This window comes from Agrobacterium burrii, assembly GCF_017313405.1.
GTDB lineage: Bacteria > Pseudomonadota > Alphaproteobacteria > Rhizobiales > Rhizobiaceae > Agrobacterium > Agrobacterium burrii.
Map to the genome: position 1 here is coordinate 26,583 of NZ_JAFLNA010000022.1, position 17,447 is coordinate 44,029.

The following is a 17,447-nucleotide window of genomic DNA, read 5'->3' on the forward strand; positions in this document are numbered from 1 at the left end:
ATATTTTTGGTCGCGCGCAATGTAAATTAACCTGTAGGCCGTCGATTTATGCTTGAGTTATTTTTCTCAAGCAAATGCGCCGACGCCATCCTCTTGGTGCAATATACAGCCTATGATTGAAAGCGATCCAGCCAATCAGCCGGTCTGAAGGTCGCGCAGTGCATAACCCGGTATCCGGACATCCTAACGCCGCCCAGCCTCGCCCACGCCTTCCCGCAGCGACGCATCCGCCACCTTCTGCGTCGTCACGCTCAGGGCCGAAGCATCCTTCATCTTCTTGGCGATGGAGCGGATGACACGTGTCGCCTCGGCCGAGAGCGAACGCGGGCGGGTGAGCGCCGGCATGGCGGGCGTGCTGGCGGATGCGACTTGCGCCGAGGGTTGCGGGCGCGCGCCCGTCGGCAGCGGGTTCTGGATGCCGGGGATCGGGCGCAGTTCCATGCCCTGATGGGCGTAGTCCATCAGCCGCTTGTAGGTCATGGCGGGAAGCGCGCCGCCGGTCATGTTGTTCATCGGCGTGAACTCGTCATTGCCGAACCAGACAGCCGTCGTGTAGTTGCCGGTAAAACCCACATACCAGGCGTCGCGATAGGCCTGCGAGGTGCCGGTCTTGCCGCCGGAGACGATGCCGTTATCCAGCGCCCCGCGCCGGGCCGTGCCCATCACCGGGATGGTCACCAGCATCTGGTTCATCTTGGAATTGGCGTCCTCGGAGAGCACCCGCTTGGCGGGCGGCTCGTCATGGCTGAAATCGTAGAGAACGTTGCCCTCGTAATCCATCACCTGCTCGATGCCGTGACGGCGCGACTGCATGCCATCGGCCGGGAATACGGCATAGGCTGTGGCCTGATCGAGAACGGTGACTTCCGAAGTGCCGAGCGGAATGGTCTTGTCGCTGCGCAAGGGCGTAGCGACGCCCATGGCCTTGGCGGTATCGACAATCACCTGCGTGCCGAGCACGTCCTTGGCGAGCCGCACAGGCACGGTATTGTAGGATTTGGCGAGCGCCATCTGCAGCGTTACCCTGCCGGCATAAGAACGGCCATAATTTTGCGGCGACCACCCGCGCCATGTCACCGGCGCATCGGAAATCAGCGTGTCCGGCTTCATGCCCTTTTCCATCGCGGCCGAGTAAGTATAGACCTTGAAGGAAGAGCCGGGCTGGCGCAGCGCCGCCGTGGCGCGGTTGAACTGGCTTTCGCCATAGTCGCGGCCGCCGACCATGGCGCGCACGCCGCCGCCGTTTTCAATCATCACCATTGCGCCCTGCTTGACGCGGTAGCCCTCGCCATATTCACGCAGTTCCATTTCCATCGCCTGTTCCGCCGCCTGCTGCAGGCCGGTATCGATGGTGGTGCGCACAACGACGGTGTGATCCCTAAATTTGCCTTCGGCGGCCAGCCGCTGGACCTCGTCGAAGGCCCAGTCGAGGAAATAATCCGGCGCCTTCACATCGGCGCGGTCAATGACGGTGGCCGGGTTGCGCCGCGCGCCGATCACCTGGCCCTCGGTCATCAGCCCGCTCTGCACCAGGTTGGAAAGCACGGTATTGGCGCGGGCGCGGGCCGCCGGCAGGTTGACATGCGGCGCATATTTGGCCGGCGCCTTGAACAGGCCGGCCAGAATGGCGGATTCCGAAAGCGTCACGTCGGTCAGGTTCTTGCCGAAATAAAACTGCGCCGCGGCCGCAGCACCAAAGGTGCCGCCGCCCATATAGGCGCGGTCGAGATAAAGGCTGAGGATTTCCTTCTTCGACATGTTGCTCTCAAGCCAGAGCGCGAGGAAGGCTTCCTTGATCTTGCGCTCCAACGAGCGCTCATTGGTGAGAAACAGGTTCTTGGCGAGCTGCTGCGTCAGCGTCGAGCCGCCCTGCACCACACCGCCGGCGCGGGCATTTTCGCTCATGGCGCGGGCAAGGCCGATGAAGTCGATACCGAAATGGTCGAAGAAACGCCGGTCCTCGGTCGCCAGAACCGCCTTGATGAAATGATCAGGCATCTGGTCGATCGGCACGCTGTCTTCATGAATGATGCCGCGATGGCCGATGGTGTTGCCGTAACGGTCAAGGAAGGTGACGGCGAAATCGCCGCGATAACGCCAGTCCTTCTTTGTCTCTTCGAAAGCGGGCATCGCCAGCGCCAGAAGCACGACTGCACCTGCCGTTCCGAAGGTCAGCGCATCACAGGTCAGGTTGACGACAAGTTTCTTCCAGCCGCGCACATGCAGTTTGCGCGAGGCGATGGTGACGTCTTCCCAGAAATCCACTAACCGTGCCGCAGCCGTCCACAGGCCGCTATCGATGAAGCTATCGATCCGGAGCAGGATATGCCGCTTTTTGCGGCCGTTTTTATCGTCTTTTTCTTCCTGCACCTGGCGATGTTTTCCTGTTCAACGCAACGCGGCCCGTCGATATGCCTGCCTGATATTCCTCTTCCAACCCATTCCCGACGCAAAAGCGTGGCATGGTTATGTCGGAATTGCTTGACGTGGCGACTTCTTGCGGGCCAATGACCCTCAGCCGCCGCCAATATGCTAAAATATCGTACAAACCAGCCCTTGGCGATACGATATAAAGGATTAGGGACCGGTTAAACACTCCCGTCCAAGAGATCAAAATGAAACGGAAATGTTAACGATGAATGACGCGCCGTTCTGGAAAACCAAATCGCTCACCGAGATGACCGGCGAGGAATGGGAAAGCCTGTGCGACGGCTGCGGCCTGTGCTGTCTCAACAAGCTGGAAGACTGGGACACCGGCGAAGTGGTGTTCACCTCGGTCCGCTGTGTGCTGCTTGACGGTGAAAGCTGTCGATGCTCCGACTATGAAAATCGCCGCGCCACCGTGCCGGACTGTATCCAGCTTGACCTGAAGAAGGTGCATGAGATCGGCTGGCTGCCGCCCACCTGCGCCTATGCGCTGGTGCGTGACGGCAAGGATCTGTACTGGTGGCACTATCTCGTCTCCGGCGACACGGACACGGTGCATCAGGCCGGCATTTCGGCACGTGGCAGAACCGTCAGCGAGGCCGATGTGGATGTTGACGACTTCGAGGATTATGTGGTCGATTGGCCCCTGACGGTGGGTGAGAGGGCAGGCGAAAAGGAACGGACTTGACGGAAGACGTCAATTTTCGTTTTGGTCCTATTCCTGCCCCATCAGTCACCTAGACCGCTCTCACCATTCAGGCAAATGATCCGCAAAATGCGGACGAGGGACATCAAAACGCATGCGCTACCGGCTGCCCGCCATCGTTCTTTCGTGCCTTGCCCTTCCGGGCTTCCTGCCGCTTTCCGCTTCCGCCCAGCAACAGCCGCAGGCGTTTGAATGCACGCTGGTCACCTCCATCGAGACGGGGGCGGTCATCAACCAGCAGGGCGCCTGCGACCAGCGCGTGGCACCGGCCTCAACCTTCAAGGTGCCGCTGGCGCTGATCGGCTACGATGCCGGCATCCTTCAGGATGAAAAGTCGCCCGCCTGGGACTGGAAACCCGGCACGGAGGCCCGCGCTTCGGACCGCAAGACGGTTGATCCCACCATATGGGAGCAGGATTCGGTGCTATGGTACTCGCGCGAAGTCACCCGCCGTCTCGGCCCGGAAAAATTTGCCGCCTATGTAAAGCGTCTCGGTTATGGCAATGCCGATGTTTCCGGCGAACCGGGCAAGAATAACGGGCTGACCCATTCCTGGCTCGGTTCGTCGCTGACCATCTCACCGGTGGAGCAGGTCGGCTTCATCCGCCGTCTGCTGGCCGGCAACCTGCCTTTTTCCCGTGATGCGCAGGCAAAGACCCGGGCGATCGTTCCAACGTTCGATGCGCCGGAAAGCTGGGCCGTGCATGGCAAGACCGGCACCGGCTATATGCGCGATGAAAAGGGCAACCCCGACCGTAACCGTCCTTTCGGCTGGTTCGTCGGCTGGGCGGAGCGGGAAGGCCAGCACATCGTCTTCGCAAGGCTGCGCGTTTCCGACAAACCATCCAACGAACCGCTCGGCCCCGCCGTACGCGACGCCTTTTTGCGTGATATTCCGCGGCTGGCGGTGCATCGGTAGAAGGATCGTCCGGTTTGGATTACGCCTTTATCTGAAAAGCTCGGCGTGCGTTCCGGTGCGCGTAAAAACGACGAGATTCTGCTTCTCATCAAGGATGTAGATCAACAGAAAGTCGCCGCCGACATGGCATTCGCGATGATCGCGCCATTCTCCGGTCAATTCATGGTCATGAAACTGTGGCGGTAACGGCCCCTCATTGGCGACGAGGAGAAGCATGATCTTCTTCAGTTTCTCCATATCGTAGCGCCCGGAATTCTTCAGACGCTGCCAGTCTTTAAGAAATTGCCGGGTGAAATCTGAACTGCGCGGCAACGTCGTCCGCTTTGATGCGGCCGGCTTTTCACGGCCTTTTCCGTCTGTCACCGCTTGTCGCCGTCAAGGGCGGTGAGCATAGCTTCCGTTGTTTCGAAGCGGGGACGCCTCGCCGCCGCGAGAGCGCGTGCTTCCTCGATAGCGGCAAGCGTTTCGGCATTGGGTCGCGTCAGTTCGATGGGCAGGGCTTTTTCGCGGGCGATCCGCGTCAGCATCATGCGCATGACATCGGAAACGGTCAGCCCCAGACTGTCAAGCACAGCGGTCGCATCGTCCTTGATCGCCTGATCGATACGCGCTCTAACATAAGCATTTGCGGTCATGCTCGACCTCCTTTTGATAATGTCGTATGTAGCTCAAATGAGCATCATTTTCAATATTCGATGCACAGGTAACGTCAGGGGCGGAATGCCTTGAACCCGGGAAAGGACATCAGGAAATGTCGAACGCCTCCCGCGATGTCATCGGGCTCTATACCGAACACGGCGCTGATTTCGACAAGGAGCGCGGCCGGTCCCTTGCCGAAAAACCATGGCTGGACAGGTTCACCTCGCTTTTGCCTGATGGCGGTCCCATTCTCGATATCGGCTGCGGTTCCGGTGAACCGATTGCCGGCTATTTCATCGCCAATGGCTATGACGTCACGGGCATCGACGCGTCCCTGCCGCTGATCGAACTTTGTCGCAACCGGTTTCCGGAAAATCTCTGGGCGGTTGCCGATATGCGCGAGCTGGCTCTCGGTCGCCGTTTTGACGGTTTGATTGCCTGGCACAGTTTTTTCCACCTGAAGCCCGAAGATCAACGCCTGATGTTCGGCATTTTCCGCCAGCACGCCAATGACGGTGCTGCATTGATGTTCACCGCCGGGCCAGGCCATGGCGAAGCGATTGGCACGTTCCATGGCAAGCCGCTTTATCACGCCAGCCTTGCGCGCGAAGATTATGAGAGACTGCTCGCCGCAAACGGGTTCCGGCTTCTCGATCACATCGTCAATGACCCGCAATGCGGTGGGGCGACGGTTTATCTCGCCAGACGCGTGGCGGCCTGAGAGGCGACCGCGCGGTTACCCGACAGCAAAGGTAAACGGCGGAAATTCCTGCTTTTATGGCTGTTTTCTGTGCTCACGATTGTGTGTTCAACAAAAAGCTTGCCCATACCTTGACCTTCCCATCATGGGAAGCCCTACATAGGGTCTCGAAAGGGGATTTCCCATGAACGAGACAGTCAGACACGCCCATTCGAACCAACCGGTTTCCATTCCCGTGGAAGGCATGACCTGCGCGTCATGCGTGCGGCGGGTGGAAACGGCCGCGGCCAAGGTGCCGGGCGTCGCCTCAAGCTCGGTGAACTTCGCAACAAAGAAGCTCACCGTGGAGCCGGCCGAAGGATTTTCGGCCAGGACGCTTGGCGCCGCCATCAAGAAGGTGGGTTACGATATCGCGCCGGACCGGCATGAATTTGCCGTCGAGGGTCTGCGCAATGACGCGGATGCCGCGCGGTTGAAGGCCGTTCTGGACGCCGTCGCCACCACCGTCGATGTGAAGGTGGACGTTGCGGCCGGAAAGGTCGCGGTGGAAACCATCGGCGGCCGACGTGAGCGGGATGCGCTGGTGGAAACGGCAAAGCTCGCCGGCTTTGCGCTGACGACACGCAAGCCGCACGATCATTCCGCCCATCAAGACCACAGCCAGCACCATGGACATCATCAGGGCCACAACGAGATGGCGGCGGCCGGCGAAAGTGGCGGCCATGACCACATGCAACATGCCGGTGAGGAGGGCGCGCTGAAACGCGACCTGACGATTGCCGCCATCCTGACCGCGCCGCTTTTCGTGCTGGAAATGGGCGGCCATCTCTATGAGCCGATGCATCACTGGCTGATGGGGATCATCGATACGCAGAACCTTTATTACATCTATTTCGTGCTGGCGACGGCGGTGATTTTCGGGCCGGGCCTGCGCTTCCTCAAGACCGGTTTTCCAGCACTTTTGCGCGGCGCGCCGGAAATGAACTCGCTGGTGGCGCTGGGTGTCACGGCGGCCTATCTCTATTCGGTCGTGGCGACCTTCGCACCCGATCTGCTGCCGGCAGAGGCGCAGTTCGTCTACTATGAAGCGGCCACCGTTATCGTAACTCTGATCCTCACCGGGCGGCTTCTCGAAGCCCGCGCCAGCGGCCGCACGGGAGACGCCATCCGCAAACTGATGAGCCTGCAGGCGAAAACCGCCCGGGTGGAGCGCGACGGTGCGACCATCGATATTTCCCCTGACGATCTGGTGACGGGCGATATCATCGTCATCCGTCCCGGTGAAAGGCTGGCGGTGGATGGCGAAGTCGTCGAAGGCTCGTCCTATGTCGATGAATCGATGATATCCGGCGAACCCGTGCCGGTGGAAAAGACGGTCGGCGCAACGGTCGTCGGCGGCACCATCAACAAGACCGGCGCTTTCAAGTTTAGGGCGACCAAGGTCGGCGCGGATACCATGCTGTCGCAGATCATCCGCATGGTGGAGGAGGCGCAAGGTTCGAAGCTGCCGATCCAGTTGCTGGTCGACCGCGTCACCGCGCTGTTCGTGCCTGTCGTCATCGCAATCGCTGTCCTGACCTTCATCGTCTGGGCGATTTTCGGCCCTGAGCCCGCCTATACATTCGCGCTGGTCAATGCGGTGGCGGTGCTCATCATTGCCTGCCCCTGCGCCATGGGTCTTGCCACGCCGACCTCGATCATGGTCGGCACCGGCCGGGCGGCGGAGCTGGGCGTGCTGTTCCGCAAGGGACAGGCCCTGCAGGAACTGCGCTCGGCGCAGATCGTCGTGGTCGACAAGACCGGTACTGTCACCAAGGGCCGCCCGGAACTGACCGATCTGGTGGTTGCGGAAGGGTTTGCCGATAACGAGGTCTTGGCGCTGGTCGCTGCCGTCGAGGGCCGTTCGGAACACCCGATTGCCGAAGCGATCGTGCGGGCTGCGGAGGAAAAGAAGGTTGCGACCCCTGCAGGACTCGAGCCTGCGACCGTCGAGAACTTCGAAAGCGTGACGGGTTACGGCATAGCCGCCACCGTCAATGGCCGCAGGGTCGAAGTCGGCGCAGATCGTTACATGGCCAAACTCGGCCATTCCGTGGGTATCTTCGCTGAAGCCGCCGCAAGGCTGGGTGACGAGGGCAAGACGCCGCTTTATGCCGCCATCGACGGCAGGCTGGCAGCCGCAATTGCCGTCGCTGATCCGCTGAAACCGTCAAGTGTCACCGCCATCCGGGCGCTGCAGGCGATGGGTATCGAAGTGGCGATGGTGACGGGCGACAATGAACGCACGGCAAACGCAATCGCCCGACAGGTCGGCATCTCCCGCGTGGTGGCGGAAGTGCTGCCCGAAGGCAAGGTGAAGGCGATCCACGAGATGCGCGCCGGCGGCAGGGTGCTGGCCTTCGTCGGTGACGGCATCAATGATGCGCCGGCACTGGCCGAAGCCGATATCGGCATCGCTGTCGGCACCGGCACGGATGTCGCCATCGAAAGCGCCGATGTGGTGCTGGTTGGCGGCGATCTTCTCGGCGCGGTCAATGCCATCGAGATGAGCCGGGCGACCATGCGCAACATCAAGGAAAACCTGTTCTGGGCCTTTGGTTATAACGTGGCGCTGATACCGGTTGCGGCGGGTGTGCTTTATCCCGCCTTCGGCATCACGCTGTCGCCGATGATCGGCGCGGGCGCCATGGCGCTGTCCAGCGTCTTCGTTCTTGCCAATGCGCTGCGGTTGAAACGGGCGAAGGTTGCGCACAGGGAGGTGACGTCGTGAATATCGGCCAGGCATCGGAAGCATCGGGCGTTTCCGCCAAGATGATCCGTTATTACGAGCAGATCGGCCTCATCACCCCCGCCGCCCGCACCGGCAATAATTACCGGGTCTATGGCGAGCAGGACGTGCACAATCTGCGCTTCATCAAGCGAGCGCGCACGCTCGGTTTCTCTCTGGAAGAAACCGAGACGCTGCTGAAACTCTGGCAGGACAAGAGCCGCGAGAGTTCGGCGGTGAAGGAAATCGCGCTCGTCCACATCGCCGATCTGGAGCAGAAGATCGCCGAAATGAAGAGCATGGTGAAGACCCTGTCCCATCTCGCCCATTGCTGCGGCGGCGACCACCGGCCCGATTGCCCCATCCTCGATGATCTCGCCGGCTCTGAAAAGAACGCCGGGAAGCCCGCAAGAACCCACTGAACTGCAATGACAGCCGGCGCGACCACATCGCTACCGGTCAAAAGGAGAAAAAACCATGAGTGCAACCACCTTCCTCGTTTCGGACATGACCTGCGGCCATTGCGAAAAGACCCTGCGCGGCGCTCTCGCCGACGTGCTGCCCGACGCGTCTGTCAGCATCGATCTCGCCACCCACAAACTCACGGTGGCGGGCGACGCCTCAACGGCTGAAGCGGCGATCCGCGATGCCGGTTATTCGCCGGAACGGGTGAAGTGAAAGTCATTGTTGCTGGAATGAATATGGAGGGTGTGCTACTGAGTAGCATAACCCTACATGCAAAGGGAGTGCCGCAATGTCCGTCAAGGCATCAGTATCCATTTCCGATCAGCAGGATAGCTTCGCCCGCCGGCTGGTGGAGGAGGGGCGTTATGCCAGCCTCAGCGCCGTGGTCCAGCGCGGGCTGGAATTGCTTCGACAGGAATCCGAACTAAAGGACGCCGAAATCGCGGCGCTTCGCGACTTGCTGGCTGAACGCGGGCAGGGGGAGTTCATCTCCGTGGAGGATGGCAAGGACAGAACCGCGGCCATGATCGCGGCCAAAAAGGCCGGCTATGGCCTTTAGGGTTCTGCGTTCGACACAGACGGACAAGGACCTCGGCCTCATTCTCGACCATCTCGTCCAGTCCTATCTCGATCTTGGCGATGCTTTGCCGGCCGCATTCACGCGGGCTGCACGACGTGTGGGATCGATTGAGGCGGATATGGACGCTCTTCACAAAGCGCCGTTTCAGGGAACGCTAACACCAGAATTGCTACCCGGCCTTCGCCGGGTAACGAAAAATCAGGCAGTTTTTTATTTCGATGTCGATGAGGGCGAAAAGACCGTGCGTATTCTTGCCGTCTTCTTCGGCGGGCAGGACCATCAGCGCCATATGCTCAAGCGCCTTGCATAAGGCTCTGGCAGCCCCGATTAAACCTCGTCGAACGCCCCGCCTTCCCGCGAAGGATTGCGGTTGATCACCCGTTCCTCGGCATCGTCGGGAAGGGCCTCGTCGCTTTCCTGATAGGGGTCATCCTCGTTCTCGGCCTCTTCCTCCTCGAGTTCCTGCTCGATGGATTGCGGAATTTCGCCCTTGGCGGGAAGCGCATCGACGTCGAGGTCGAGCAGATCCTCGTCCATGGCGTCTTCGTTGAGCGGCATGATTTTCTTGCGGTCCATGACGACATCCTTTCTGTCGGTTCTTCAGCAAACGGTCGGGCGGGCGCAGGGTTCCTGCCGCCAGGTAATTCCTTCAAACCAGATTACGTGAAAAAGCCGTCTTGACCTCAATGGTGCTTGAGGTTTTAGTTTGTCCGCCGTATCGCAAAAACGGAAAGGATACGGCTTTGACGAGTATGGAAATGACGGAGAAAAACGGCTGGGGCGAATTACTGAGCGGGGCGAACCTCTCGCTTCTGACCGTCATTTCCTCCGGTATAGGCCTGCATGCCTTCAACCAGTTCGCGGTGGTGACGGCCTTGCCCGTTGCCGTCAACGAAATTGGCGGGGCTGCCTATTATAGCTGGGCCTATAGTCTCTATTTCGTTGGTTCCGTGGCGGGTGGCGTCACCGCCGTGCTGTTTCGCGAGCGTTTTGGCGCACGCGCCGTTTTGCTTCTGTGCTGCCTGATCTTTTCCTTCGGTTCGGTCCTCTCGGCAATCGCCGGGGATTTTTTATGGGTTGTCGTCGGCCGGGCGTTGCAGGGGCTGGCCGATGGGCTGATCGTGGCGGTGTGCTACAGCCTCATACCTGCCGGTTTCCGCTCCGGCCTGTTGCCGAAGGTCTTTGCCATCGAGGCGGCGATCTGGGCGGTCGCTTCCTTCATCGGCCCGCTGACGGGTGGTTTCGCCACCGAACACATGTCCTGGCGCGCTACCTTCCTGCTGTCTGCGCCGTTGATCGTGCTTCTGCTGGTCTACACGACCGTTGCCGTTTCGGCCGAGCGACCGGTGGCAGCGACGCGCAAACCGATGGTGCCTCTGGTTCTCTGCCTTGTCGGCGCATTGGCCTTCTCCGCGCCTTCCGCCTTTGAGGATGCGAGCCTGCGGGCGATCTCCCTGCTGGCAGGAGCTGCGCTGTTGTGGGCGTCGTTGCGAATGGGCATCCGGCCGTCCTTCGGCCTGTTCCCTAAGGATTCTTTCCAGCTGAAAACGGTGCTCGGCGCCGGTTTCTGGGTATTGTTCCTGATGTCCTATGCCCATGCGCTGGGCAGCGTTTATCTCGCTTATGTCGCCATTAATCTCTGGCACTATGAGCCAACCTTCGCCGGCTTCATTGTGGTGACGATGCCGCTTGCCTGGAGCTTCGTGGCGATGCTGATCGGCAGCTTGCGGTCGGCTCGTCTCAGGGAGTTTTGCCTGCATTACGGCCCTTACCAGATGGTGCCGGGCTGCGCGCTGCTGGGGCTGGGGCTGGCAAGCGGGAACTGGGGCGAAATGTTGCTGGGGCAAATCCTGATCGGGTCTGCCTTCGGCATGTCCTGGGCCGGCATCAGTCAGGCCGCCATGGAGGCAGCTCCGGAGGAAGAGCGCAAGATGACCGGCGCATTGCTTCCCACGGTCGCGACGCTGGGTGCGGCGGCCGGCGCGGGTGCAAGCGGCACCGTCGCTGCCGCCACCGATCTCGTTGCGCAGATCGAGCGTGCGGATGTGATGATGCCGATGGTCTATCTTTACGGGCTGGGTGCCGCCGTGTCGCTCGTTGCGCTCCTGACCGCCCGCGGGCTGCGAAGCGCACGGGGCTGAGCACCGGTTTCCGGCCAAGGCGAGGGGTTAAGACTGCGTGGCGGCGATGGTGATCGCCGCCAGATAAACGACGAAGGACATGATCGCGATTGCGCCGATAATGATGATGATGCCCTTGCCGGCGCGTTTTTTCTCGGCCTTGTTTTCATTGGCTTCGGTCGGAAACAGGATGGGATCGCGGGTATCGCGGATTTTGGTCATGCCGTTGCTCCTTTTTGCGGGTTAGGCTCGGCTTTTGCTGGTCTATCAACCGCCATGTCCGCCAAAAGGTTCCTCAGGGTTTGAGCGCCCAGCTGGTCGCGTGTACCACCGCGCCGGGGGCCGCTTTCAGCAGCGCCGAACGCACGGGTTCGAAACCCTCAATGCGTTTTGTCCCCACATAGCGGCCACGGTTGGCAAAGACTTCGATGGAGCCGTAATCCAGAAAAATACGGATACGTGAGGCCCGTGCCCCCTTGGCGATATAATGCGGCGAAGGACCATCGCGACCGTCCTCGTGGCGGATCCACAAGCCCGTTTCATCGGAAACGAGACCAAGCGTGACCGTCGGATGATCGAGCGCCAGCTCGAATGGCGCGCCGGGCGAGGCGAACTCGATTAGAATTTCCACTGCGCCGTTGATGAATGTGACACGTTCACCCGCCGCCAGCCGCGTGCGGTCGAGAATATGGCTGCGCAGGCTTTCCGCAGCGCCGATGGGCGGGGTCAGAAGCTCGCCATTGGCATAGTGAATCCGGCGCGGCAGCGTCATGGAGGTGGGGAAATCGATTTCGGGACTGGCATCCGCCCAATTGGCGAGCCAGCCGATACCGATAATGCTGTCACCATCCAGAAACGCCTGAAAGGCGTAATTATCGGTGCCGAAATCCAGTTCCTGACCGGATTCCTTGGTGAAGGCCTTGCCGTCAAACCAGCCGACATCGGCCATGGTCAGGTTCTTGCGGCCTGTCTCCGGGTCTTCCGAATGCATCAGCCCGTAGATCAGCACCCAGCGGGTGGAGCGGGCATTGGCCGGGCCGTCGAGCGGCAAAAGGCAGGGGCATTCGATCGCCGTAGTCTTGTAGCGCGTTTCCACCCACAACTTGCCGACATAGGTCCAGCCGGATGCGGCGGTGGGGTCCAGCGTCTCGTAAAGCAGAATGACGCCGCCACCATCGCTCTGGCTGCCGAGCAGCATTTTCCACAATCCATCGGGGCCGCGAAAGACGTAAGGGTCGCGGAAATCCGGCGTCAGCCCCTGTCCGTCCGGGCGTTGGGCGAGAATGACTTCGGCCTGCCCGGCCATGATGAGATCGGAAGAGGTGGCGGTGAGCTGGATCTGCTGCTCGGGAATGCGGTCCTGCACCTGCTCGGTGAAGAATACCCGGATGCCGGTGCCTTCGACCAGTGGAATGGTTGAGCCGGAATAAGCCCCGCCGCGCTTGTCCGGGCGCGTCGTCAGATCCTCGGAGGGGAACAGGAAGATCGGCAGATGCCGCCAGCGCAGATAATCCGATGAGACCGCATGGCCCCAATGCATGGTGTTCCAGCGCAGCCCGTGCGAATAATGCTGGTAGAACAGATGCGGACGGCCCTCGAAACGGCCAAACCCGTTCGGATCGTTCATCCAGCCGAAGGGCGGGCGAAAGTGATAGCTGCCCGGCAACTCGGGGGCGGCATTATCAGGTTTGCTGTGGACGACGGTGATGCCGGTTTCCAGCACATCGGAAGCAGTAAACCAGTAGATGACGGAAACGGCTGTCGTCACGGTGTCGTAGCTGAGTTCCACATGGCCGCCGCCGAACACCTGATAGATTCGAAAACCGAACTCTTCGGTGTTGACGCTTGAAACCTCAGCGAATTTTCCATTTTGGTTGGAGAAGGACACAGCACCCGGTTCGGCCGGTTTTTTCGCCTTCAGCCAGACATGGAAGGTGGCGTTGACGGGCAGATCGGTGTGAATGGTGCGGATGGCGCTTTCCGATACTTCCGTCACGGTTTCAACGACGCTCATTGCTGTTCCTTTCATTTCGGCATTCTGCGGGTCAAGCATAGGAACGATGATGGCGCTGGAAAGTTCATTGCGCAAAATACAATGAGTGGCGCTATAGGCACGGTGTGACGGCATTTATCACTCGCATCTGCGGTCTTGCCGCCCCATATAAAGGCAAAAGCAGGGAGTTTATCCGTGATCAGATTCGACAATTCCTATGCCCGCCTGCCCGAACGGTTCAGCGCCGCCGTGCTGCCGACGCCGGTGAAGGCGCCGCGTCTTATCGCCTTCAATCGCCGGCTTGCCGACGAGCTTCTTCTCGATGTCGCGAGTCTCGACGATGAAAGGCTGGCGGCGATCTTTTCCGGCAATGTCGTGCCGCAGGGGGCAGAGCCGCTGGCCATGGCCTATGCCGGCCATCAGTTCGGCGGCTTCGTGCCGCAGCTGGGTGATGGCCGCGCCATTCTTCTCGGCGAAGTGATCGACAAAAACGGCAAACGGCGGGATATCCAGTTGAAGGGTTCCGGCCCGACGCCGTTTTCGCGCAGGGGAGACGGCCGCGCCGCCCTCGGCCCGGTGCTGCGGGAATATATTGTCTCGGAAGCCATGTATGCGTTTGGCATTCCCGCCACGCGGGCCTTGGCGGCGGTCCTCAGCGGCGAAAGGGTGCAGCGCGAAGTGGGCCTGCCGGGCGGCGTTTTCACCCGCGTCGCGGCAAGCCATATCCGCGTCGGCACTTTCCAGTTCTTCGCCGCGCGCGAGGATGACGAGGCGATCAGGAACCTCGCGGATTACGTGATCGATCGCCACTATCCAGAGGCGAAAACCGCTGACAATCCTTACCTCGCTTTGTTGCGCGGCATCGCTGAAAGGCAATGCGACCTCATCGCCCGCTGGATGATGGTAGGCTTCATCCATGGCGTGATGAACACCGACAATATGGCCGTCTCTGGCGAAACCATCGATTTCGGCCCCTGCGCCTTCCTCGACGAATATCATCCCAACAAGGTGTTTTCCTCCATCGATGCGCAGGGCCGTTACGCCTACAACAACCAGCCGGGCATCGCCCAATGGAACATTGCAAGGCTGGCGGAATGCCTGTTGCCGCTTCTTGACCCTGAGGTGGAGAAGGCCGCCGAACGCGCCAACGCCATGCTGGCAGATTTCGCCGCTGCCTTTCCCAAGCGCTGGCTGGCCGGAATGCGCGAAAAACTCGGCCTGACGCTGGAGGAAGAGGGCGATATCGATCTTGTACAGGCGCTTCTTGGGCTGATGCAGGCATCGGAAGCGGATTATACTTTGACCTTCCGGCGTCTTTCCCACACCGCAAACGGCGATGCCGAGCCATTTCGCGGCATGTTCATCGATATTGCCGGGGCGGATGAATTTCTGGCCCTGTGGCGGGAACGCGCCGGTCGCGAAGATATTTCCGATGCCGACCGGTCCCGGGCAATGTTATCAGTCAATCCGGCCGTCATCCCGCGCAACCACCGCATCGAGGAATTGATCGAGGCGGCGGTTGAGGACGATGATTTCGAACCGTTCCACGCCATGCTGACGGCAATTGCGACGCCCTTCGAGGAGCGGCCGGACAATTTTGTCTATATGCAGCCGCCGATGAGCCATGAGCGGGTGTTTCGGACGTTTTGCGGGACTTAATCTTTGCGCCGCTCCGCAATGTCGGAGCGAGCGTGTGCGTCTTTCGCCTTCTCCCCGCCGGGGAGAAGGTCGCGGCAGCGGGTTGAGGGGGCTAGCTCGCCGAAACCCGGCAACCGTGCCCCCTCATCCGACCCTTCGGGCCACCTTCTCCCCGGCGGGGAGAAGAAACCAGCGGCAACGCTGCGCCCTATAAAATATTAGCTCTTCACCCCACCCGGGCGAGCGGCTCATGTGTGCCGTAATACCGCCCAAACCGGTTTTCGAGGAATTTCGGCAACGCCACTTCTTCCTGCCGCACAAAACCCTTCTGCGGCAAGGCACCTTCGGCCAGTAGGTCGAGAACGGTGCAGATGCCGGCGGCGGTGGTGATCTGGATGGCGCTCATCATCCGGCCGGAAACCGGGCCGGCATAGACCTTGTTGGCATAGGTTTCCTGCAGGAAGCGGCCATTGCGCGTGCCGCAGACGGTGACGAAGACGATGACCACATCCTGCATGGTGCCGGGCAGGGCGTTTTCGAACAGGTCCTTCAGCACATCGCGGCGGTTGCGCAGGTTGAGGTCGTTCAACAGCGCCTTCATGATCGCCACATGGCCGGGGTAACGGATGGTGCGGTAATTCATCGTCCGCACCTTGCCTTCCAGCGTGGCGCACAACGTGCCGAGACCGCCCGAGGTGTTGAAGGCTTCGTAGGTAACGCCGTCGAGCGAAAATTCCTCACGCTCTTCCAGCGCCGGAACGGCGGTCAGGCGGCCTTCGACGATCGCCTCACACGGCTCGATATATTCGTTGATCAGCCCGTCCGTGCTCCAGGTGAGGTTGTAGTTGAGCGCGTTGGAGGGATATTGCGGCAGCGCGCCGACGCGCATGCGCACGCTGTCCAGCTTGTCGAAGCGGGCGGCGAGATCGGCGGCGACGATGGAGATGAAACCGGGCGCGAGGCCGCATTGCGGAATGAGTGCGGTTTCAGCCGTTTCCGCCAAGGCCTTGACCTTGCGGGTGGATTCGACGTCTTCGGTGAGATCGAGATAATGGGTGCCGACGGCGACAGCCGCCTCTGCAATGCCCGCCGTCAGGTGGAAGGGGGCGGCGGAAAGCACGGCGAATTTGCCCTTCAGCAGTGCCTCCATGGCTGGACGGTCGGTGATGTCGACGATCTCGGTATCGACGCGCTCATGCGCCGGCACGTTGGCCAGCTGGTCGGCCGAGCGATCGGCAACCGTGATGCGATAATCGCCTGTTGCGGCCAGCATCCAGGCGATGGCTGAACCGATATTGCCCGCGCCGATGACGACAATGTTTTTCATGTTTTTGTTCCCCGCAGTAAATTCGCATGCCTTTGCGCAACGAATGCGCCTCAAAGGCAGAATGCCAGCTTTTATTGACGATTCGCAGCTTCACTATGTGCAGATAGCGGTCTATTATTGAGCAGTTATACGACAGGATTGATCACTATGACGATCGCCGACAAGGACCGGGCGCTGCTGGCCCTGCTTTCCGAAAATGCGCGCATGCCGGTGGCGGAACTGGCGCGCAAACTCGGCCTTTCCCGCACCACCGTGCAGGCGCGCATCGAGCGACTGGAGGCTGACGGCGTGATCGCCGGTTATGGCCTGCGGCTTTCGGAAAGCTATCTTTCCGGGCTGGTGCGCGCCCATGTACTGATTACCATCGCACCCAAGGCGCTGCCCGGCGTGACGGCCGCACTTGCCGCCATCAAGGAGGTGACGACGCTGCATTCGGTGAGCGGCACATTTGACCTGATTGCGATTCTGGCCGCCCCTTCGATCCTCGATCTCGACCGGCTGATCGACCGCATAGGCGCGCTTGACGGCGTGGAGCGCACGCTGTCGTCGATCATTCTTTCGACGCGGATTTCGCGGTAGGGGGTGGGAGTGCGGCAGGCGCGGAAGACGGTTATTCCGGACGCTCTCTCCTTCCTCATCCCTGTGCTTGTCACAGGGATCCAGCCGACGCGCGTCTGCGCGGCGGGAAGAGTCTTTTCAGCCCAAGGACTTGGGCTGGCTGGATTCCTGTGACGAGCACAGGAATGAGGTGAACGGCAGTTCCCTTGCCTAAGCCGCAGCCTTCTCATCATAAGCCCGCTGCGCCGCCATCACCGCATCGATATTACCCTCGGCCCAATGGGCAAGCGCCGCCACCGTGTCGGTCAGCGTCCGCCCCAGCGGCGTCAGCGAATATTCGACCGTGACCGGAACCGTTGGAAAGGCCTGCCGGGAGATCAGCCCGTCACGTTCGAGCTTCTTCAGTGTCTGCGACAGGACCTTTTGCGAAATGCCCTTGATCTCGCGCCGCAGCAGGTTGAAGCGCACGGGATCGCGCCGCAGCTTGTCGAGGATCAACAGCGCCCATTTGTCGGCGATCCTGTCCAGTACCATACGTGTCGGGCAGCGGTCCTCATAAACGTCATAGATCTTCGCCATCGATTTCACCCTGTTGTTTCAAGGCCATG

19 protein-coding genes are annotated in these 17,447 nt (G+C 60.6%); 11 read left to right on the forward strand and 8 right to left on the reverse strand.

Annotation, left to right across the window (positions count from 1 at the left end; all coding sequences use genetic code 11):
• Positions 1 to 183: 183 nt before the first annotated feature.
• Positions 184 to 2,370, reverse strand: coding sequence for a transglycosylase domain-containing protein (locus JZX89_RS27645; protein ID WP_149898867.1), 2,187 nt, complete (start codon positions 2,368 to 2,370; stop codon positions 184 to 186).
• 265 nt (positions 2,371 to 2,635) lie between these two features.
• Between JZX89_RS27645 and JZX89_RS27650 the strand changes: the two genes are divergently transcribed.
• Together JZX89_RS27650 and blaOXA are read left to right on the forward strand one after the other, a co-directional pair.
• Positions 2,636 to 3,115: a YcgN family cysteine cluster protein gene (locus tag JZX89_RS27650; protein WP_142839375.1), complete on the forward strand. Its 480-nt coding sequence runs from the start codon at positions 2,636 to 2,638 to the stop codon at positions 3,113 to 3,115.
• 112 nt (positions 3,116 to 3,227) lie between these two features.
• Complete coding sequence (blaOXA, locus tag JZX89_RS27655; protein WP_142839376.1) at positions 3,228 to 4,052, forward strand: class D beta-lactamase; 825 nt, start codon at positions 3,228 to 3,230, stop codon at positions 4,050 to 4,052.
• A 27-nt stretch (positions 4,053 to 4,079) separates the two neighbouring features.
• Here the strand turns inward: blaOXA and JZX89_RS27660 are convergent, their stop codons facing one another.
• Both JZX89_RS27660 and JZX89_RS27665 read right to left on the reverse strand, forming a co-directional pair.
• Positions 4,080 to 4,415 carry a type II toxin-antitoxin system YafQ family toxin gene (locus JZX89_RS27660; RefSeq protein WP_207136036.1) on the reverse strand — a complete coding sequence of 112 codons (336 nt, stop codon included), beginning with the start codon at positions 4,413 to 4,415 and terminating at the stop codon, positions 4,080 to 4,082.
• Entirely contained in the window at positions 4,412 to 4,687 is a 276-nt protein-coding gene (locus JZX89_RS27665; RefSeq protein ID WP_153513398.1) for a type II toxin-antitoxin system RelB/DinJ family antitoxin, read from the reverse strand. Before JZX89_RS27665 ends, JZX89_RS27660 begins: the two co-directional genes overlap by 4 nt.
• Positions 4,688 to 4,803: 116 nt before the next feature.
• Here JZX89_RS27665 and JZX89_RS27670 point away from each other — a divergent pair, with 116 nt between their 5' ends.
• From JZX89_RS27670 to JZX89_RS27695, 6 genes are all read left to right on the forward strand, one after another.
• Complete coding sequence (locus tag JZX89_RS27670) at positions 4,804 to 5,412, forward strand: class I SAM-dependent DNA methyltransferase (RefSeq protein ID WP_207136037.1); 609 nt, start codon at positions 4,804 to 4,806, stop codon at positions 5,410 to 5,412.
• Positions 5,413 to 5,575: 163 nt separating this feature from the next.
• Positions 5,576 to 8,161 carry a heavy metal translocating P-type ATPase gene (locus JZX89_RS27675; protein ID WP_207136038.1) on the forward strand — a complete coding sequence of 862 codons (2,586 nt, stop codon included), beginning with the start codon at positions 5,576 to 5,578 and terminating at the stop codon, positions 8,159 to 8,161.
• Positions 8,158 to 8,580, forward strand: coding sequence for a Cu(I)-responsive transcriptional regulator (gene cueR, locus JZX89_RS27680; protein ID WP_174372871.1), 423 nt, complete (start codon positions 8,158 to 8,160; stop codon positions 8,578 to 8,580). Before JZX89_RS27675 ends, cueR begins: the two co-directional genes overlap by 4 nt.
• Before the next feature lie 55 nt (positions 8,581 to 8,635).
• Positions 8,636 to 8,836 carry a heavy-metal-associated domain-containing protein gene (locus JZX89_RS27685; protein ID WP_207136039.1) on the forward strand — a complete coding sequence of 67 codons (201 nt, stop codon included), beginning with the start codon at positions 8,636 to 8,638 and terminating at the stop codon, positions 8,834 to 8,836.
• 76 nt (positions 8,837 to 8,912) lie between these two features.
• A complete protein-coding gene (locus JZX89_RS27690; protein WP_207136040.1) occupies positions 8,913 to 9,182 on the forward strand; it encodes a ribbon-helix-helix domain-containing protein in 270 nt (89 codons plus the stop codon).
• Positions 9,172 to 9,513, forward strand: a complete 342-nt coding sequence (locus tag JZX89_RS27695) for a type II toxin-antitoxin system RelE/ParE family toxin (protein ID WP_207136041.1) — start codon at positions 9,172 to 9,174, stop codon at positions 9,511 to 9,513. The genes JZX89_RS27690 and JZX89_RS27695 overlap by 11 nt, the downstream gene beginning before the upstream one ends.
• Before the next feature lie 17 nt (positions 9,514 to 9,530).
• On the opposite strand, the gene JZX89_RS27700 is transcribed toward JZX89_RS27695, so the two are convergent.
• Positions 9,531 to 9,779, reverse strand: a complete 249-nt coding sequence (locus JZX89_RS27700) for a hypothetical protein (RefSeq protein ID WP_207136042.1) — start codon at positions 9,777 to 9,779, stop codon at positions 9,531 to 9,533.
• A 176-nt stretch (positions 9,780 to 9,955) separates the two neighbouring features.
• Here JZX89_RS27700 and JZX89_RS27705 point away from each other — a divergent pair, with 176 nt between their 5' ends.
• Positions 9,956 to 11,344, forward strand: coding sequence for an MFS transporter (locus JZX89_RS27705; protein ID WP_207136067.1), 1,389 nt, complete (start codon positions 9,956 to 9,958; stop codon positions 11,342 to 11,344).
• A 27-nt stretch (positions 11,345 to 11,371) separates the two neighbouring features.
• Here the strand turns inward: JZX89_RS27705 and JZX89_RS27710 are convergent, their stop codons facing one another.
• The gene (locus JZX89_RS27710) at positions 11,372 to 11,545 is read right to left on the reverse strand and encodes a hypothetical protein (protein WP_149898881.1); all 174 of its coding nucleotides are present in this window, start codon (positions 11,543 to 11,545) and stop codon (positions 11,372 to 11,374) included.
• A 73-nt stretch (positions 11,546 to 11,618) separates the two neighbouring features.
• Positions 11,619 to 13,337: a glycoside hydrolase family 32 protein gene (locus tag JZX89_RS27715; RefSeq protein WP_207136043.1), complete on the reverse strand. Its 1,719-nt coding sequence runs from the start codon at positions 13,335 to 13,337 to the stop codon at positions 11,619 to 11,621.
• A gap of 177 nt (positions 13,338 to 13,514) precedes the next feature.
• Between JZX89_RS27715 and JZX89_RS27720 the strand changes: the two genes are divergently transcribed.
• Complete coding sequence (locus JZX89_RS27720; RefSeq protein ID WP_207136068.1) at positions 13,515 to 14,975, forward strand: protein adenylyltransferase SelO; 1,461 nt, start codon at positions 13,515 to 13,517, stop codon at positions 14,973 to 14,975.
• Between the two features lie 205 nt (positions 14,976 to 15,180).
• Here the strand turns inward: JZX89_RS27720 and JZX89_RS27725 are convergent, their stop codons facing one another.
• Complete coding sequence (locus JZX89_RS27725) at positions 15,181 to 16,281, reverse strand: saccharopine dehydrogenase family protein (protein WP_174372865.1); 1,101 nt, start codon at positions 16,279 to 16,281, stop codon at positions 15,181 to 15,183.
• Positions 16,282 to 16,428: 147 nt separating this feature from the next.
• Here JZX89_RS27725 and JZX89_RS27730 point away from each other — a divergent pair, with 147 nt between their 5' ends.
• Positions 16,429 to 16,860, forward strand: a complete 432-nt coding sequence (locus JZX89_RS27730) for an Lrp/AsnC family transcriptional regulator (RefSeq protein ID WP_052817598.1) — start codon at positions 16,429 to 16,431, stop codon at positions 16,858 to 16,860.
• Positions 16,861 to 17,049: 189 nt separating this feature from the next.
• Here JZX89_RS27730 and JZX89_RS27735 read toward each other — a convergent pair whose 3' ends face one another.
• Positions 17,050 to 17,418 carry a winged helix-turn-helix transcriptional regulator gene (locus tag JZX89_RS27735; RefSeq protein WP_153513408.1) on the reverse strand — a complete coding sequence of 123 codons (369 nt, stop codon included), beginning with the start codon at positions 17,416 to 17,418 and terminating at the stop codon, positions 17,050 to 17,052.
• Between the last annotated feature and the right edge of the window lie 29 nt (positions 17,419 to 17,447).

Coding starts and splice junctions, on each gene's coding strand:
- JZX89_RS27650 (WP_142839375.1), top strand. CDS start 2,636: ATGAATGACGCGCCGTTCTGGAAAACCAAATCGCTCACCGAGATGACC.
- blaOXA (WP_142839376.1), top strand. CDS start 3,228: ATGCGCTACCGGCTGCCCGCCATCGTTCTTTCGTGCCTTGCCCTTCCG.
- JZX89_RS27665 (WP_153513398.1), bottom strand. CDS start 4,687: ATGACCGCAAATGCTTATGTTAGAGCGCGTATCGATCAGGCGATCAAG.
- JZX89_RS27670 (WP_207136037.1), top strand. CDS start 4,804: ATGTCGAACGCCTCCCGCGATGTCATCGGGCTCTATACCGAACACGGC.
- JZX89_RS27675 (WP_207136038.1), top strand. CDS start 5,576: ATGAACGAGACAGTCAGACACGCCCATTCGAACCAACCGGTTTCCATT.
- JZX89_RS27685 (WP_207136039.1), top strand. CDS start 8,636: ATGAGTGCAACCACCTTCCTCGTTTCGGACATGACCTGCGGCCATTGC.
- JZX89_RS27690 (WP_207136040.1), top strand. CDS start 8,913: ATGTCCGTCAAGGCATCAGTATCCATTTCCGATCAGCAGGATAGCTTC.
- JZX89_RS27695 (WP_207136041.1), top strand. CDS start 9,172: ATGGCCTTTAGGGTTCTGCGTTCGACACAGACGGACAAGGACCTCGGC.
- JZX89_RS27700 (WP_207136042.1), bottom strand. CDS start 9,779: ATGGACCGCAAGAAAATCATGCCGCTCAACGAAGACGCCATGGACGAG.
- JZX89_RS27705 (WP_207136067.1), top strand. CDS start 9,956: ATGGAAATGACGGAGAAAAACGGCTGGGGCGAATTACTGAGCGGGGCG.
- JZX89_RS27710 (WP_149898881.1), bottom strand. CDS start 11,545: ATGACCAAAATCCGCGATACCCGCGATCCCATCCTGTTTCCGACCGAA.
- JZX89_RS27715 (WP_207136043.1), bottom strand. CDS start 13,337: ATGAGCGTCGTTGAAACCGTGACGGAAGTATCGGAAAGCGCCATCCGC.
- JZX89_RS27725 (WP_174372865.1), bottom strand. CDS start 16,281: ATGAAAAACATTGTCGTCATCGGCGCGGGCAATATCGGTTCAGCCATC.
- JZX89_RS27730 (WP_052817598.1), top strand. CDS start 16,429: ATGACGATCGCCGACAAGGACCGGGCGCTGCTGGCCCTGCTTTCCGAA.
- JZX89_RS27735 (WP_153513408.1), bottom strand. CDS start 17,418: ATGGCGAAGATCTATGACGTTTATGAGGACCGCTGCCCGACACGTATG.